The 16397-nt window shown below is 42.4% G+C and carries 13 protein-coding genes and 1 riboswitch; of the genes, 2 read left to right on the forward strand and 11 right to left on the reverse strand.

Annotated elements, in window-relative coordinates:
• Positions 1–25: 25 nt before the first annotated feature.
• From QQK06_RS15525 to ocd, 4 genes are all read right to left on the reverse strand, one after another.
• Positions 26–2125: a winged helix-turn-helix domain-containing protein gene (locus tag QQK06_RS15525; RefSeq protein WP_284245680.1), complete on the reverse strand. Its 2100-nt coding sequence runs from the start codon at positions 2123–2125 to the stop codon at positions 26–28.
• Between the two features lie 168 nt (positions 2126–2293).
• Complete coding sequence (locus tag QQK06_RS15530) at positions 2294–3700, reverse strand: alanine/glycine:cation symporter family protein (protein WP_284245681.1); 1407 nt, start codon at positions 3698–3700, stop codon at positions 2294–2296.
• Between the two features lie 106 nt (positions 3701–3806).
• Positions 3807–4727, reverse strand: coding sequence for a citrulline utilization hydrolase CtlX (gene ctlX, locus QQK06_RS15535; protein ID WP_284245682.1), 921 nt, complete (start codon positions 4725–4727; stop codon positions 3807–3809).
• A 12-nt stretch (positions 4728–4739) separates the two neighbouring features.
• Positions 4740–5801 (reverse strand): ornithine cyclodeaminase, encoded by a 1062-nt coding sequence (gene ocd, locus QQK06_RS15540; protein WP_284245683.1) that lies wholly within the window; start codon positions 5799–5801, stop codon positions 4740–4742.
• 201 nt (positions 5802–6002) lie between these two features.
• On the opposite strand from ocd, the gene QQK06_RS15545 reads away from it, so the two are divergent.
• The gene (locus QQK06_RS15545) at positions 6003–6440 is read left to right on the forward strand and encodes an Lrp/AsnC family transcriptional regulator (RefSeq protein ID WP_284245684.1); all 438 of its coding nucleotides are present in this window, start codon (positions 6003–6005) and stop codon (positions 6438–6440) included.
• Between the two features lie 32 nt (positions 6441–6472).
• Here the strand turns inward: QQK06_RS15545 and QQK06_RS15550 are convergent, their stop codons facing one another.
• The 4 genes from QQK06_RS15550 to QQK06_RS15565 all read right to left on the reverse strand — a co-directional run bounded on the left by QQK06_RS15550 (position 6473) and on the right by QQK06_RS15565 (position 11070).
• Positions 6473–7756 carry a flavin monoamine oxidase family protein gene (locus tag QQK06_RS15550; RefSeq protein ID WP_284245685.1) on the reverse strand — a complete coding sequence of 428 codons (1284 nt, stop codon included), beginning with the start codon at positions 7754–7756 and terminating at the stop codon, positions 6473–6475.
• A 132-nt stretch (positions 7757–7888) separates the two neighbouring features.
• Positions 7889–8266, reverse strand: coding sequence for a YdbL family probable chaperone protein (locus QQK06_RS15555; protein WP_284245686.1), 378 nt, complete (start codon positions 8264–8266; stop codon positions 7889–7891).
• Between the two features lie 7 nt (positions 8267–8273).
• Positions 8274–8462: a YnbE family lipoprotein gene (locus tag QQK06_RS15560; RefSeq protein WP_284245687.1), complete on the reverse strand. Its 189-nt coding sequence runs from the start codon at positions 8460–8462 to the stop codon at positions 8274–8276.
• Positions 8463–8571: 109 nt separating this feature from the next.
• Positions 8572–11070 (reverse strand): intermembrane phospholipid transport protein YdbH family protein, encoded by a 2499-nt coding sequence (locus QQK06_RS15565; RefSeq protein ID WP_284245688.1) that lies wholly within the window; start codon positions 11068–11070, stop codon positions 8572–8574.
• A 385-nt stretch (positions 11071–11455) separates the two neighbouring features.
• A riboswitch (cobalamin riboswitch) is annotated at positions 11456–11587 on the forward strand.
• Positions 11588–11642: 55 nt separating this feature from the next.
• Here QQK06_RS15565 and QQK06_RS15570 point away from each other — a divergent pair.
• Positions 11643–13514, forward strand: a complete 1872-nt coding sequence (locus tag QQK06_RS15570) for a TonB-dependent receptor domain-containing protein (protein WP_284245689.1) — start codon at positions 11643–11645, stop codon at positions 13512–13514.
• 59 nt (positions 13515–13573) lie between these two features.
• On the opposite strand, the gene cobD is transcribed toward QQK06_RS15570, so the two are convergent.
• The 3 genes from cobD to QQK06_RS15585 are packed head-to-tail and all read right to left on the reverse strand — an operon-like array spanning position 13574 to position 16264.
• Positions 13574–14611, reverse strand: a complete 1038-nt coding sequence (cobD, locus tag QQK06_RS15575) for a threonine-phosphate decarboxylase CobD (RefSeq protein ID WP_284245690.1) — start codon at positions 14609–14611, stop codon at positions 13574–13576.
• Between the two features lie 7 nt (positions 14612–14618).
• Positions 14619–15635 carry a cobalamin biosynthesis protein CobD/CbiB gene (locus QQK06_RS15580; RefSeq protein ID WP_284245691.1) on the reverse strand — a complete coding sequence of 339 codons (1017 nt, stop codon included), beginning with the start codon at positions 15633–15635 and terminating at the stop codon, positions 14619–14621.
• A 32-nt stretch (positions 15636–15667) separates the two neighbouring features.
• The gene (locus tag QQK06_RS15585; RefSeq protein ID WP_284245692.1) at positions 15668–16264 is read right to left on the reverse strand and encodes a histidine phosphatase family protein; all 597 of its coding nucleotides are present in this window, start codon (positions 16262–16264) and stop codon (positions 15668–15670) included.
• Positions 16265–16397 lie beyond the last annotated feature (133 nt).

Here is a 16397-nt window from a genome sequence, read left to right on the forward strand (position 1 = left end):
TTAATCAATGCGTTAGGATTTGTATCTATTTCCCTTTTAGCTGCATAATGTCCCATTGGCCTAAAGGTTTTAAAGCAAAAACAGCATGATTAAGCGCTCGGGAGATGGCAAAGCCACCATGATAATTTGACGGCATCGGCCATAACTGACTATGGCTATTCTGAGCAAATGACCACCAATAAAGTCCAGCGCCTTGTTTACCATGCAGGTAGTAAATACCATCGTCAAACAGCCACCAGCTGAGAAAGTTTTCTTTACTAAAATCTGCTTGCAATAACGAGTGTTGCTCAGTATCTAAGTCGATACGCCATAGCCCGTCTTGATATTCTTTGGTGTAATAAAAATAACGGCCGTCTCGTGATTCATGACCACTAAATCCGCCATCTTGGGTAATTTTTGACATCGCTAGGGTGTCGCTGTTTAAACGCCAGATATTAAATTGACCATCTTTATCACTGCGTAAATAAACATGCTTAGGATGACGATATGACCAGGCAACAACATCCGCATAGATATCATCTGTGGTTAGCTTTTTATATTTGTTTTGCAATAAATCATAACGATATAAGGCATTGTTACTATGAAAAAGTAGGTAACGGTCATCTGATGACCAGCGAATGAGGGTTTGCTCTAGGTTTAGCTGAGCTGTTGACAATGGGTAGCTTTCACCTTTGGCATTGCGTAGCCAAATGCGATATTGACCACTGCGCCTTGAAATAAATGCCAGCTGTTTGCCATCGTTGGCGTATGCGGGGTTACGTTCATTTTGAGAAGAACCCCATGAAATTGGAGTTAACTGAGCATTTGCTTGCAGTGGCATGGCGCTTAGCTGATATCGGCCTTGATCGCTGACATAAAGTAGTTGTTCTTTTGTGGTAGAAAAGTACGCTTCTTTAATTTGGTTTTCACTGCTAAAGCCTAAAGGAATGTTGTGTGAGTTTAGGTCGGTTAATTTTAACTGATTACCGCTGACATAGAGTAATTGTTTGCCGTCTCTTGCCCAGCTTAAGCTTGGGATAAAGCTATGCCCTGAGATGATTTTATGCTGTTTTTGCTCTGCGATATCATAGAGATAAATATCGCTGTACTCCCATTGAAAATGTCGCAATAAAGCCAATTGACGGCCATCCGGCGAAGCTGCTATCGCATAAATATTACTCAGTTGCGGTAATGCTAGTTGCCTTTTATCGGTTTTCTCTGCTGCCAACGATACGAGCTTTAATTCACTACTGTTAGCTAAATTTCTGCCATTATGAAATACCCAGTAAAGGCTATGGTTTAATTGACTGTAGCTCAGCTGACGTACTGGATTAGTTCCGCAATCAGTAATCAGTTTGTTAAACAGCAGCTGTTTGCTAGCTGGGTCGAATTGGTATTGTTTTAGTATGCACTGATGATTTTCAAACTCGGCGATAATGATATGATTTGATTCTCCAAGCCAGGTATAAGCACTGATAACTGCTTGGCTAGACCAAACTTTATAAGGTTTTCCTTCGCTTGATTGTTGCATAAATAATTGATATTTATTTGATTTCACATCCAGATGGAGATAACTGAACCATTGGTCTTCCATTGCATATTTTGGCATCCACTCACTGTCTGGCATTGCACTAACGGGCTCAACGGCACTTTTTGCGATGAACGGCTTGTTGTTGTTTGTCCCATGCCATGCCCAATAACCGGTTACTACAAGTAGCAAAGCACAAATAAGCATTAAGTAATGGTGGGGAGTATTTGAAAACGTGCGCGCTTGTTTTTTTGGGCTGGTAGGGCTGCTCTCAAGCCTTTTTACCGTGGCAATCAGGCGATAGCCGCGTCTGGCGATAGTTTCTATTATTTGATAGGGCTGTACGCTGTCGTCCATCGCTTTACGTAGTTGGCTGATCAGACGATTAATGGCATGCTCAGAGACTTGGATGTTTCCCCAGACATTAAGGCGGATCTCTTCTCTTGAGGTAACTTGATTGGCACGTGATGCTAGAAAACAAAGTAATTCGATGGCTTTGGGCTCTAGAGTCTGCACTTGTTGACCGTTAGTTATTCTGTTTAACGAACGGTCAACGATAAAATTGGCTACTTGGATATGGTAACCACTGAGATGAGTCGGTTCCTGGCTATATTGCATCGAGCTTTAGACTTATTTTTATTATTTTAACAGAGAACTGATAGCAAGAGTGTACCCATTTAGCACCCATAAGTATCAATTATGTTAACTTATTGTTATTTATTATTGTGTCTTAAAGCAGTCAATCCATCAATATCCAGTTCTAAATACTCCTAATAATTAATCTTACTAAGACCAGACGCCAGGCTCAGTTTTTCCCTGAATTTTCACATCTTTCAGTGAAAACTCCATCGACTTGCCTTGTTTAAGTTTTGTTAAATAATCTTGTGTCAGGTTAACTATGGTTGGTGTCAGCAGGGTGATGGCGTAAATATTCACTAGCGTCATTAGCCCTAGTGCCATATCTGCAAGCCCCCACACTTGCTTTAACGTTGCGTTTGCGCCCCAAAACACCATGGCTAAGTAAACGCCGGTATAGAGAGTGCGGCCTAGTTTATTGTCCAGTTTAAATAAATGCAGGTTACTTTCAGCGTATGCGTAATTGGCAACTACTGAAGTAAAGGCAAATAATGAAATTGCTGCGGCGACAAAGTAATTTCCGCCTGAGCCCAAATGTACCGCCATGGCATCCTGGGTCATACCTATGCCTTCCATTTCGCCGCTGATATTAAGGTTAGCCAATAAAATCACTACGGCAGTACAGCTACATAACACAATAGTATCAAGAAATACCCCTAACATTTGAACATAACCCTGAGCGACAGGGTGGTTAGGATATGGAGATGCACCTGCAGCAGCATGAGGGACACTGCCGGCACCGGCTTCATTTGAATATAAACCCCGTTGTACCCCATGTTTAATGGCGGCGCCTAATGCGCCAGCTCCTGCTTCATTTAAACCAAATGCTGAAGTAAAGATATCTACTAACATATCAGGTACTAGTTCAATATTGAGCAGTGTTATTATGATGGCGGTGGCGACAAATGCCAGCCCCATAAAAGGCACGATCAGTTCGGCAAAACGGGCGATACTGCGCAGACCGCCAATAACGATACTGGCGGCAATCACTACAATAACCGCACCGGAATAGATCGGGGAAATAGCAAAGGTATTATTTATGGCATCGGCGATAGTATTGGCTTGCATTGCGCTAAAAGTTAGGCCGTAGCCGAGAAACAGTGCCAGCGAAAAGCAAATGGCGAGCCAAGGTTTATTGAGGCCTGCGCGAATATAGTAAGCAGGGCCGCCGCGAAATTCTTTGTGTTCATCCCGTACTTTATAGAGCTGGCCGAGCACACTTTCGGCAAAACCGGTCGCCATGCCTAACAATGCAATTATCCACATCCAGAAAATAGCACCGCTGCCACCTAAGGATATCGCCATGGCAACGCCGGCTAAATTACCGGTGCCAACCCGGGCAGAAAGCCCGGTACACAAAGCCTGAAATGAACTGATACCAGATTTGTTAGATTGGGTACTGCCTTTCATTACGGTAAACATATAGCGAAAGTGGCGTAGCTGAATAAGGCGCAGCTTGAATGAGAACCAGCAACCAGCAAACAGCAGCAAGTAAATGAGTATTTGTCCTTGCCCCCAGAGAATGTTGTTAATGGAACTTACAATATCATTAATCATCTGCTTACCTTTTGGTTGATGGAACTTGATGCCGGTTATATCTAGTTGATTGAGTCTCGATTGTTATACATACTTGATGTTTTGCTTAGCAGTTGTCAAATTTTGTTCAGCGTTTGGCTAAATGAATACCGGCTAACATGCAACGCACAGAACCTCCTGCGGTTTCAATGGCTGATACATCTAACGGCATCAAGGTGACACTTTGTGCTAATTGTGTTTTCTGAGCCGTTGTTAGTGCGGCATAAGCAGTAGCTGAAAGTGCCAGAATGCGCCCGGAACTTCCTTGTAATTCAAGCGCATTACCACAAAATGCATTGATTTGTTGCTCGCTTAAGGCAATGATGCGTTTTCCTGACTGCTCGAAGCGTTGAATAATCTCAGCTTGGCGTTGTTGATCTTTGATCATCTCAAAACCAGCGATAACAAAATCATGGCCGATACACATTAGCACATTGGTGTGATAGATGGCGACGCCGTGCTTATCCTGGGCATCAAAAACTACAGGTTGAAAATTAAATTGATGACAAAACTCTAACAGGGCTTTTGAATGAACGCGTTTTGAACGGGCAACATAAGCGGTTTTCTCGATATGGTCTAATACCATAGCGCCAGTACCTTCGAGGTAAATATCCTGCGATTCTAGCGCGGAATAGTCAATAATATCTTGTACATGATACTGAGTTTTCAGTAATTCAATGACATCGCTTCGGCGTTCTTTGCGGCGATTTTTGGCATACATAGGATAAATAACAACGCGGCCATCAGCATGGGTTGAAAACCAATTATTGGGAAATACCGAATCCGGCGTTTGCTCACCTTGGTCTTCAAAAAGATGTACTTTAACCCCTGCGGCGGTTAGCTGCTCGCTTGCTTGCGTTAGCTGTTGATAGGCTTTTCGGCTTACTATTGCTTTATCAAGTTGAGCCTTTGTTTGAAAGTGATTGTCTTGTTTGGTTTCTTCATTAGGAAAAAAATGATGTGGACGTATCATGACAACGGCTGATGGTGCTTGTGGACAAAATAACATAATCTTTCTCCATTACTCTGACATCATGGCTAAGCCATATAAATCTTTGGGGTTACTTGGGTTAGCTAACAACTCAAGTGAGCGATATAGATCATATTTGTGGGCCAGTTGGTAGACATACCTTAAGGCGGAAAAGTCTTCAATAGCGAAGCCGACACCATCAAAAATGGTTAGCTGGTTTTCATCTTCCCGACCGGGTTGCTGCTGATTAATAACGCGATGAAGTTCTGTCACAGGAGAGTTAGCGGCAAGTTGCTGAATATCACCTTCGATTCGTGTTTGTGCTTCGTACTCGACAAAGATGTCGGCACGCCTTAACAGTTTTGCTTCTAGCTCTGTTTTACCTGGGCAGTCACCACCGATGGCGTTGATATGTACGCCGTCTGCTACTTGTTCGTTGGTTAAAATGGTGGCATTTCGTTTATCAGCCGTGCATGTAGTAATGATGTTGGCATTGATCAATGCTTGATCTATCGATTGGCACGCGACAATCTCTAAATCTTTACCTGCAAGATTCTTCTGACATTTAGCGACTGCTTCGGGGTCAATATCATATAAACGTATTTTGTTAATGCCAAGTACAGTGCTAAATGCGATAACCTGAAATTCGGATTGGGCGCCGCAACCTATCATCGCCATGGTAGAGGCATTTTTGGGTGCTAAGTATTTTGCTGCCATAGCTGATGTCGCAGCGGTTCTTAATGCGGTTAATATCGTCATTTCTGATAGCAGTAGCGGGTAACCTGTAGCAACATTCGATAATACGCCAAATGCGGTAACGGTTTGCAATCCCGACATTGGGTTTTTAGGGTGTCCGTTAACGTATTTAAAGCTGAACTGCTCAAGATCTCCGGTTGGCATCAGTTCAATAACACCATCAGGGGAGTGAGCTGCAAACCTCGGAGACTTATTGAATAATCCCCAGCGTGAAAAGTCTTGCTCCAGATAACTGATTAAGCCGGTGATAAAGTTTTCAGTTCCGATGTGGCGCACTAGTTCCATCATTTGACTGACGCTGATAAATGCAACCTGAGAAGAGTTCTGCTGTTGAGCTGTGTTTGTGATTTGTACCATATAGCGCTCTTTATGCTAAGTGCTTTTATCTATCCTGGTGGACAGATAAAAAGTAAAACAATTGAATGATTAAACTCTATGTTAGCGAGTTTAGCTGTTAATCAAAATGCTAAAAAAATACAATAAATGTATATATTTTTATCAAACTGATAGGTTTTTATGTCAAAATGATATTTTGGTTTGAATTTTGGAACGTTAACGGTGAATAAACGAGTTTATCTTCATGATGCTGTTGATAAAGAGTTAGTGGCGATTTTGCGTAGTGATGCGCGGGCTTCTATCTCTAAACTGGCAAAATTGCTTAATGTCTCGCGTGGCACGGTACAAAATCGCTTAGACCGTTTAATCAGCTCGGGTGCTATTTTGGGCTTTACCGTCAGAGCACACAGTGAACTGGAAACGGATGTGATTAAAGCCATCATGATGATCGAAGTGGTTGGCAAATCAACCACCCAGGTAATTAACAAGTTACGCGGTATTCCTCAGCTTGAAAAACTCCATACCACTAATGGAGCCTGGGATCTGGTGGCGGAAATTTGCACTTCGGACTTATTAGAATTTGACCGGGTATTGCGTGATGTTCGTACTATTGATGGTGTACTTAATAGCGAAACCAGCATCTTGCTAAGTTCAGTGTAATGCTGTGCTAAATGTCCGAGGGTAGGACTTGGTTAGTTCGCGTTGTGGATTTCATTAGCAGCGCGAATGCCGGATGCTATTGCTCCTTGGATCCAGCCGTGAAAATTAGAGGCATGTTCGCCAGCAAAGTGAATTCGTCCCTCCACCAGTCCTATATACGCACTTAACGCTGAATCTTGTAAATTTGTTGGTGAGGCATAGGCCGAACCTGTCCATACTTCTTGTTGCCAGGAATGAATATGATTGGTGAGCAGGTAGGAATCTAGTTCAGGAAAAACATGTTGCCAGCGACTATGAACATTGGCAATTTGCTGTTCAACGTCCATGGTATCTAATTCGGTTGCTGCCACGTCGCGTAAATAACTTTGAATGATGCCGCTGCTTTCACCGTTGTCCCAGGTTGGCTGCCAGATTTCTTCTGGCCAGTTGCTATCGCCCCAGCCGTTTAAATTATCCGCATGCCAAAAGCGCTGCGAGAACTGGCTGTAAAGTCGGGTTGAGTTGGTATAGTCGTATCCGCCATTGCTGGCTAAATGCTTTTCTTCTGATAGTGGCGGAGAAAAACTTATCTTAGTTAATACCGGCAAAGGAACGGTACAAAGTACGCGATCTGCGATGAATTGTTGATCCTGCCCGGTAATGACTGTTACTTGATCATTTGTTTGTTGTATCAGCTCAACAGGAGATGAATAGTTAATATGCTCAGCTAACGCGTTAGAGAGTGCTAACGGCAGATTCGCCATGCCACCACGTATTTTGTAAAAATTGCTACGATTAACTGCACCAGGCCACGGCGGCTGATTAATGTGTTGCTCAGCGTCGATTAACGAAACGCTATTATCTTGCAGGTAAAAGTAATTATTGGTACTGGGGTAAAACGGATCTAAGGCAAGGGAAAAATGCTGCGCATAGGCGAGGGTGAGATTATGAGTTGAAGGAATGCGTGATGCACCTGCTTCGGCAAATTGCCCATTAGTAAACGGAGAAACTAGCGTGTGAACCCGTCCGCCAACACGCTCACGGGCTTCTAAAATAGTGACTGAATGACCCGCCCGCTGTAATTCATAACCTGCAATGAGTCCTGAGATACCAGCGCCGATGATCACTACCTGTTGTGGAGTCGAGGTGGTAGTTAATGTTCCTGGCGTATCGTTTGAATCTGTATCAGGCGGGATAACTACAGGTGTAGTGGCCGAGGTGGTTGCACTATCACCACAGCCGATAATTCCGGCACTGGCTAATAAGGAAAAGCCTTGTCTTAAGAATTTTCGTCGTGCCAGATTAATGCGAAATAGCATATGGTTATTTTGCCGCATCTTGATGCAAGAGAAGTTGTTATTTAGTTAAAAGAATATGCAGAGAATGGTCATTAGGCAAACTATTGCTATTACGCATGATGAGGAGCAACAGCTGTTGCTCCTCATAGACGTTATTTATTCGAGACAGGACTATTTACTGACCCAGTTGCCGGATTTATCTTTGACTAATTGACCGCTTGGCGTTTTGCTAATGTTGTGCGCACCGGCTACCTTCTCTATTTCAGCCAGAGAAACTTGCTGCTTGGTTGCTAGTTTTTGGTAGATATTTTTGCGCTTGGCATTAATTTCATCGACTAGGTTTTTTGCTGCTGTATCTGCATCGGTTTTAATTAATCCTACATAGCCATTACTTTGTTCACCAGCTATTTTTTGTGCTTTTAGTGCGCCGATATCTGTCGCTATGGCATGTTGAGATAATAACAAGCTCGCTAAAGCTAGCATAATAATGGCATTTAGTTGCCAAAGTGATTTGAATTGAAATATCTGAGTGATGTTGTTTGGCATCATAAGGCTCCTAAAATAATCCTGAATCTTCGGTGAGTACCTGATCTAATTCTTTTTCGATGGCGATTCTGACATCGACGGTAATATTCATATTAATTTCTATTGGCTTATCTGGCGCCTGCAATTGCACGGTTGGGCTGCATGCGATTAATAGCAGGGATAAACTGCAATAGGTAACGGATAACAAAGGTCGCAACATAGAATTTTCCTGTATAACAATAATCTTTCCTGATTAAGCCACTCATGGCTTTAAGAGTGTAGCAGTAATTATTTATTGCTTCAGCTGAATATTGGCTGAACAACGGATCTTAATCATCTTTGGCTGTAGAAATACCTTGGGTTAAGGCTTTTTGGTTGAGTAAGTAATAGAGCGCTTTAGGCGGCAAGGTGCCTGAAATTACCGGGTTGATAGCGATGCTCTTGCCATGATAAAGCGCTGGATTATGGCCGACGATCCGCATCGGCAGACGGTATGCACCTTCGGTATTTAGCGGCAAGTGAGCCTCGCCATTTGTTAGTGTTAATTCCTGATATTGGAAGTTTTCTAACGCCTGAAAAGCAATGTTCTTTTCAGTAAACGGTGTGTTGTCTCCTGGTTGCAAGTATCTGATTTTTCCGGATTTTGTTGCCGTTAAATTGGCATTTTGTATCGTCAGCGCATCTCGGCTTAGCTCAAACGGGATCGCGCCTGATAATTTGCCACTTGCCTGTAAGCCATCGATATTGAGCCAAGTAATTAGTTTGGTTAAGTCCAGCTGCTTTGTCTGCCATGCTAATTGCTGTTTCGTCTGAGTTAAATCCAGATTAGCTATTGATATTAAGTGTTCACCGCCAAATAAGGCAAAGCTCAATTTGGCATTACCTGATGCCAAATCATCATTCAAGCTGACATTGGCGCTGATATCTTCAATTGGAGGCAGGCTTGGGTTGCTAACTTGTTTAACCTTTATATTTACTTTGTGTCTGTCATTTGTAAGGTGCAGAAAATCTATCTCAGCTTGCGATATTTTCTGTTGGTAACTTATCGCATCCAATTGTTTGATGCTTAATGTGGAATCCGGATTTAACGTTTTTAGCCATTGCTGCCAGGAAAAATCGTTTGCCAATGACAAATCCGTCTGACCGGAAATATTAATATCAGCTTTACCTGCCGTTATTTGCTCAGTTGCCCAAAACCAGGAAACCGGCCACTTGCTAAGCTCAAGCCCGCTCGCTTGAATTTGATACCTTAATTCCTGATTGTTAGTGCTTTGCAGTTTAGTGAATACAGTATTTTCAGGTGGTGAATTATGAGGCTGTGTTTGACAGGATATTGCGGATGCCGGTATTTGCCATTGCCAGTCGCAGTGGCTTGCTAAAGGTTTTTCAGCAACATCAGTGATAAAGTTTAGTGCGCCTTTTAGCTGTAGCGAGTGCAATAGCTTTGAGTTAACTGGCTGGTTGGTATCAACTTTGATGATAAAGTTTTGCGGTTGTATTACCAGTTTTTTAATTTGTATTTCCTGAAACGATTGAATCGGCACAATCACATTTTTTGATTCTAGTAAGGAATCGTTAAAAGTGGCTGTGATTAGCTGGTCAGCTAGGATTGCATTTAACTGACTGGACAATAAAAGCTCACCGAGTTCAGTTGTTAGCGTCGTTTTTACTAACTGATTTGCTGCTAGCTTGGCAGTTATTTTTGCATCAGTGACGACTTGATCGTTGAGAGTGTTTATTGTCATTTTAGTTGGCTGCACGTTTAGGTGCTGGCCTTGGCCTTTAAGCTCGATATTTGGGCTTTGCACTAAGGTGATGTTTGGCTGCTGCCAATTTAGTGTGAGTGGCTTGTTGTTATTCAATGTTGCCTGCCATTTGATGTCGTTGGTAGTGCTTTTGATCTCGCTTGGTAATTGTTGGTTAAGAGTTAATAGCTGTTCAGCCCAGTTAAGCTGTAGTTGATTACTTTTAATTGTTATGTGGTTTTCTGGCAGGTATATATCGCTGAACTTCACACTGGCATCGGCGCTGACCAAAGCATCGAGCCAATTGCTTATTTCTCTAGGTTGTTCAGGCAAGCCTATTGTTGCATTTACTATTAGTTGGCCATTCGCCATTTGGATTTCAGGGAGCTTGATGTTGCTAAGTTGCTTTAACGCTGGAATTATCTGCTGATCGAGACTCATTGATAGCTTGAGTGGCGTCTCGCTGTGAGTCGCTTGGTCATAGTGTAATTGCAACTCTTGCTGAGCGAGTTTTACCATTAAGATGAGCGGTTGATTTATGCCTATGTTTGTTAATCGAGCCTCAAGCGGATAGCGGGATTGTTTAACATAAAGCAGACCGTCAAGCGTGATAAGGTTTTGAGAGGTGGTGAATGTTCCGTTAAAGCGAAAATCATTAATTTGCACTTCTGTATGATTAATTTTGAGATTAATGGGGAGAGGATTAATAGCTGTTATCGGCAGTTGAAATGGCTGGTTGTCGAGGGCATTGCGACTATCACTGTCCTTAACGGTGACTTTAAGGGTGTCGAGTTGCCAGCTAAGCTCTCGATAGCGATAAGGGATGGCCAGCTCATTGAGCTTAACTTTGGTGCCAGCGTTATTTTCTAGCGTTACTTGCGTAATATTTATGCCTGAGAGTGTGGGGTAATTAATAACTAGTTCATTAATAGCCCAAGGAGCTGGCAGGTAGTGCGATATTAATTTTTTGATAATAACAGGACTGGCAAGCCACAACAGAAGCAGACTCAGTAGCAAGATTAACGCTATTATTTTAATTACCTTGTTAATATGTAATGGCTGATTGGCTTGTTGTGTTGTCACTGTCCTTAGGATCCGATTTTTCTTCAGAGCTTATAAATACCAGCTTATCATTTATTTAACTTCTAGTAAGCTAGGCCATTGATAAATAAAAATGTTGCTATGGTAATAAGAGCATGTATCACCAGTATGGATGTTGGTGTTGAGCTTCCATGGAAGGACTTGTAGCGTTTTGCTCGTTTACCGAGCAACAGCTATTGGAAACATCGTCTTTATTTAAGATGAGATTAAACAGTTGCTATTTTTTGCTAGATGGTGATAATCGCGCCATTAGTTTTTTAACACGCCTTTGAATATTCAGTTATTCACTAATAATAATTTCTACATTGCTATCACTAACGCTGGTCGTTATCGGTAATGTGTTTGTGTTATAGGGCTAAGCGCTAGTGCTGCTTGAATTTCTTTAAGTGGCATATTTTACAGCGAGTTTAAGGGAAGAAGATGAGAATTCTTCACTGCCCCCGCAACGGTAATTGCAGTTTTTCTGCATAAGTCCGAGCACTTAAATTTGCTTAACTAACACTGCTTAAATGTGGTGATCACTATGATGCGGAGGGCATCATTAAAGAGGTCATATGAATCTTAAACAACATAAAACTTTTATTAAATCTGTGCTGGCACTTGCGATTGTCGGTACCATCTCTGCAACTGTCAACGCTACTACTAACCCTGATACTGCGACTACCGATGAACTGGAAACCATTACCGTAACTGCGTCTCGCTCGCCAATGAGTATTGCTGACTCTTTAGCGAGCCAGGTGGTGATCACTCGTGCAGATATTGAGCGCATTCAGCCAAAATCCGTGCTGGATCTATTAACATCTGTTGCCGGTATCGACATGTCTACCAATGGCGGTCGTGGTCAGAACTCATCGGTTTATATGCGCGGCGCTAACTCCGGCCATACTTTGGTGTTGCTAAATGGTGTGCGTATTAGTTCGGCAACCTTAGGTTCGACTAATGTTCAGGATATTGCGCCAGAGTTGATTGAGCGCATTGAAATTGTTAAAGGTCCGCGGGCAGCGCTTTGGGGATCAGATGCTATCGGCGGTGTTATTCAAATTTTTACCCGTAAACTGGCAGGCGGTGAACACCAGCTTAGTGCCGGCTTAGGTAGTCAGGGATATAAGCTGTTTAATGGCAGTGTCGGTTTAAGTCATGGCGATGGTGCCACCAGCTTTAGTGTATCGCATGAAAAAAGTGACGGTTTTGATGTCAAAGATGACAGTGAAACTGATGAAGATGGTTATCGCTATGACTCCTTCGCTGTTAATGGGCAGCAAAAAGTAAATTCAGCATTATCACTAAATTGGCTTGCTCAGGTCGATCAAGGAGAAACGGAATATGATTCTGGGGGAGCTAATCAGAGTGACGTAAATAACCATGTTTGGCATTTGGGTGCGAAACTAAACTGGCTGGCGTCAGGCATTGCGAATGTGACTGAATTTGGTGTTAGCCAAAATCGTACTTCCAGTATTGGTTACGGTAACGGAACTCGCAAAAGTGAGGGGCTTCAGTATGACTCTCGTCGTCAGCAATATTCGTTATTAAATAGCAGTAAATTGTCACAGCAATGGCATTTAAACCTTGGGGCTGATTTTTATCAGGAAACCCTAAAAGGAGATGCGCAGTATGATAGAACCGAACGTGATGTTTCCGGTGTCTTTGCTCATGCCATGTATCATCAGGATAAATTCTCATTTGAATTAGCGACCCGCTATGATGATGTCGAAGGTATTGATTCTGAGACTACCTATAATACCAGTGCTGGTTATCAGTTAACTGAACATACTAAGGTCAGTGTCTCTGCCGGAACCGGTTTTAAAGCGCCGACATTTAATGATTTATACTATCCACTAGGTTGGAACTATATAGGTAATCCAGAATTAGTGTCGGAAACCTCAACCAGCTACGAATTTAGTGTCAGTAGTTATTTTGAGAGTGTTTCATTGGTGTTTAACCTTTATCAAACGGATATCGAGCAGTTAATAGACTGGAGTGGTAGTACAGAAGAAGGCTACGTAACTCCTGTTAATGTTGATGATGTTGAAATTCAAGGTGCTGAATTAGGTATTAACTATCAGGGGTTTGGCGGTGTGCATAAGCTTAATGTCAGTTATATTGAAGCAGAAGATGCCTCGACCGGTAAACAGTTGGGACGTCGCGCTAAACATCATTTGAGTTATCAATTTGATAAGACCTTAGGTAATGCGGATGTTTATGCTGAAGTGCAGTTTAAGGGGAAACGCTATGATTACCCTTATGGAGGAGGGGCAGTAAAGCTTGATGGTTATTCACTGGTCAATTTAGGTGTAAATTATGCTCTATCTAATAAGGTGAAGCTACAGGCTAAAATCAATAACGCTTTTAAGCATTCTTATCAAAATACTGATGGTTACTTTACACAAGGCAGAGTGGTGTATTTCGGCATCAGTTATCAGAACTAATTCTGATTAATAATGAGAAAATCCCGTATTAGTGGTAATAACTAATACGGGATTTTTTATTAGTCAAGAAGTAACTTTTTGGCTTTTTGACAACTCTGCGTTAAACGGGGGATTTGTTCTGAGGTGGCGATGCCAAACCTTAAGCTGTCCTGCTCATCAGTCAGGCGACAATATAAGCCCTGCTGACATAATAAATGGTATAATTTAGGCGCATCACTTGGCTGTTTAAAGCGTAAGGTCAGAAATAAGTCCGTGCCTTTTATTTCATCGGATAAATGTCCATTAAAAACCTTCTCTAATACGATTTGCTGTTGCTGTCTTAAATGTTGTAATTGTTGCTTTTGCTGAGCCTGCCATTTTATATCAGTTAATGCCTGTTCGGCGATAAATTGCGCCGGGCCGTTAACTTGCCACGGTGACTGACAGCGTTTAAATGAATCGCACCAAGTGCTATCTGCGATTAAAAAGCCAATCCGTAGTCCGGCTAGGCCAAAAAATTTGCCAAACGAGCGTAATGCCAGTGTATGCTCATCGGTTATTGGTGAAGCCAGCGATTCATCAGGCATAACATCGATAAATGCTTCATCAACTATTAACAAGCCATCGAGTTTTTGCATTTGTCTTCGATAGCTAAGCAGTTCCTGCCGAGTAAAAAACTTTCCGGTTGGATTATTCGGATTGATCACTACCAGTACCGAATGTGGAGTGAGCTCAGCAAGTGGTGGTAGTTCATCTTGATAATACATTAGCTGAAAACCTGCCTGTTGCCAGGCGTAGGCATGCTCTTTGTAACCGCGCTCAGGCAAATAAACATGCTCCCCTTTAGGCTGATGTAGTCGATATAACTGAGGCAAAGCACTAATGACGGCCTGACTGCCATTGGTAACGACCAGTTGTTGACAGCGATAATAATCTTGGGCGGCGATGATTAATTTTTCACTAAGTTGTGGCAACTGCTGCCAAATGGCTAACGGGATCTCCTTAGGAATTGGATAACTTAATGGTGCAATACCGGTTGATAAGTCGAGCCAGTCACTTACTGGAATATTGTATTGTTTTGCTATCTGGTTAAGCTGGCCGCCGTGAATTAAGGTCATAGGTGCTTTAATAATAATGAAATATTAAAATTGTTAACTGATAAATAAAGGTGGTAATGACTAATAGCATACTGGCATTGGTGACAATTGTTAAACTGGCTTTGATGTCTTGAGCCTGCACTGGCCTTCCTTGCCCTAAAGTTACCGAGTTGAGTTGTTGGCCGTGATAATTTGCCGTGCCGCCAAGCTGGCGTTTTAAAACGGTTGCTCCAGCGGCCATTACCCAGCCGCCATTATGGCTTTTATAACTATTACCTTGCTGGTAGGCGTTACTTAGCGCTTGTTTAAGGTTACCTTGCATTGCATAGAGCACAGTACAAATTTTTCCTGAAATAAAACCAAGTAAGTCATCGAGTTTGGCACTGGCATAGCCAAAATGTAGATAGCGCGGCGTTTTATAACCCCACATTGCATCTAAGGTATTGGCCAGTCGGTGGATGATCACCAGCGGGGCTCCGCCAATCAGGTAACAAACTAATGAGGCGATAACCGCATCATGGCCGTTTTCCAGCATGGATTCTACTGTTGCACGCGCGATTTCCTGCTCTGATAGCTTGTTGGTATCTCGGCTGACAATATAGCCGGTAAAGTGACGGGCGCTGGCAATATCGTTATTAGCTAGTGGCCGGTATATTTGCATTGCGTGCTGGTGCAGGCTGTTAAGGCCGAGCGCCAGGTACAGTATTGTGGCATCACAGAGCAGTTGCCAGTACCAGTTAAGGTTTGACAGCAAATAAAAATATAATAGTGGTATTGGCATCACCAGCAGGCACCAGGAAATCAGGCCAACGACTTTTACTTTCAATTGAGTAGGTAGCACATTCTTAGCCGCGACTATGTGGTGATCTGGATTGAGTTTAGCTTCAATGACATTAGCAAGTGTGCCAAAAGCAACCAGGTAATGATAATGTTTGGCTTCTCCTAATCGCTTGTCTAACAGTAAGGCCAGCAAAATAGTCAGGCTGGTGGAAAACGTTGGTAAGACAGCCCAAAGCTGCTCACTTAGTGTAATTAACCCGTCCATAACGACATTCCTTGTTTCAATACCGCCCTAATCTATGATGCCAACGCCAGTTGATGAAGCTGAAAGCTTTTGATTTGGTGTTGATAGCTTAAATGGATAATATCGCCGTTATTAAATAATTCATAGGCACTAGCGTTGGAATGATAACCTTGTTTCGCGAGCAAGCAACGTAGTGCTTCACCGTGGCAAATGACTAATACATTCTTGTTAAGATAGGCTTTTGCAATTTGTTCTAATACCTGAGAAATACGCTGAGCACAATCAATAGCGCTTTCACCGCCTAATGGCTTTGCTTGAGTAAATTGCTGAAAAATTTTCTGATAATCTGGCGATGCCTGAATATTTTTTAATTGTTGGCCTTGCCAGTGTCCTAAGTGTCGTTCAGTTAAATCACTCTCAGTTTGATGTGGGATTTTTAAAATTTCTTGGCAAATTTGGGCGCTGGTGATGGCACGACCAAGGGGAGATGAAATAATGTGACTTATGTTGCTTTTTTCCAGACGTTCGGCGATATTTCTTGCTTGTTGTCTGCCTTTTGTCGTTAATTCACTATCAAGCTGTCCTTGAAAACGTTGCACTTTGTTCCACTTGGTTTCTCCGTGGCGCGCTAAATATAAATTAGCCTTCATTTAATTTTATTGCTCCTGGCGCTAGGTCTGGATGAACAAACTGGATGCGCAGCATAGCGAAACTCGCACTCGGCTTCAATCTATATCACCTTGAAAGATTTTAAAAATTATTGTGGTTAGATGAGTTGTTTTT

This window comes from Thalassotalea insulae, assembly GCF_030161395.1.
Classification (GTDB): Bacteria; Pseudomonadota; Gammaproteobacteria; order Enterobacterales; family Alteromonadaceae; genus Thalassotalea_E; species Thalassotalea_E insulae.

Bases quoted from the DNA above. Each gene is read 5' to 3' on its own strand.
- QQK06_RS15525 (WP_284245680.1), bottom strand. From the start codon at position 2,125: ATGCAATATAGCCAGGAACCGACTCATCTCAGTGGTTACCATATCCAA.
- QQK06_RS15530 (WP_284245681.1), bottom strand. From the start codon at position 3,700: ATGATTAATGATATTGTAAGTTCCATTAACAACATTCTCTGGGGGCAA.
- ctlX (WP_284245682.1), bottom strand. From the start codon at position 4,727: ATGTTATTTTGTCCACAAGCACCATCAGCCGTTGTCATGATACGTCCA.
- ocd (WP_284245683.1), bottom strand. From the start codon at position 5,801: ATGGTACAAATCACAAACACAGCTCAACAGCAGAACTCTTCTCAGGTT.
- QQK06_RS15550 (WP_284245685.1), bottom strand. From the start codon at position 7,756: ATGCGGCAAAATAACCATATGCTATTTCGCATTAATCTGGCACGACGA.
- QQK06_RS15555 (WP_284245686.1), bottom strand. From the start codon at position 8,266: ATGATGCCAAACAACATCACTCAGATATTTCAATTCAAATCACTTTGG.
- QQK06_RS15560 (WP_284245687.1), bottom strand. From the start codon at position 8,462: ATGTTGCGACCTTTGTTATCCGTTACCTATTGCAGTTTATCCCTGCTA.
- QQK06_RS15570 (WP_284245689.1), top strand. From the start codon at position 11,643: ATGAATCTTAAACAACATAAAACTTTTATTAAATCTGTGCTGGCACTT.
- cobD (WP_284245690.1), bottom strand. From the start codon at position 14,611: ATGACCTTAATTCACGGCGGCCAGCTTAACCAGATAGCAAAACAATAC.
- QQK06_RS15580 (WP_284245691.1), bottom strand. From the start codon at position 15,635: ATGGACGGGTTAATTACACTAAGTGAGCAGCTTTGGGCTGTCTTACCA.
- QQK06_RS15585 (WP_284245692.1), bottom strand. From the start codon at position 16,264: ATGAAGGCTAATTTATATTTAGCGCGCCACGGAGAAACCAAGTGGAAC.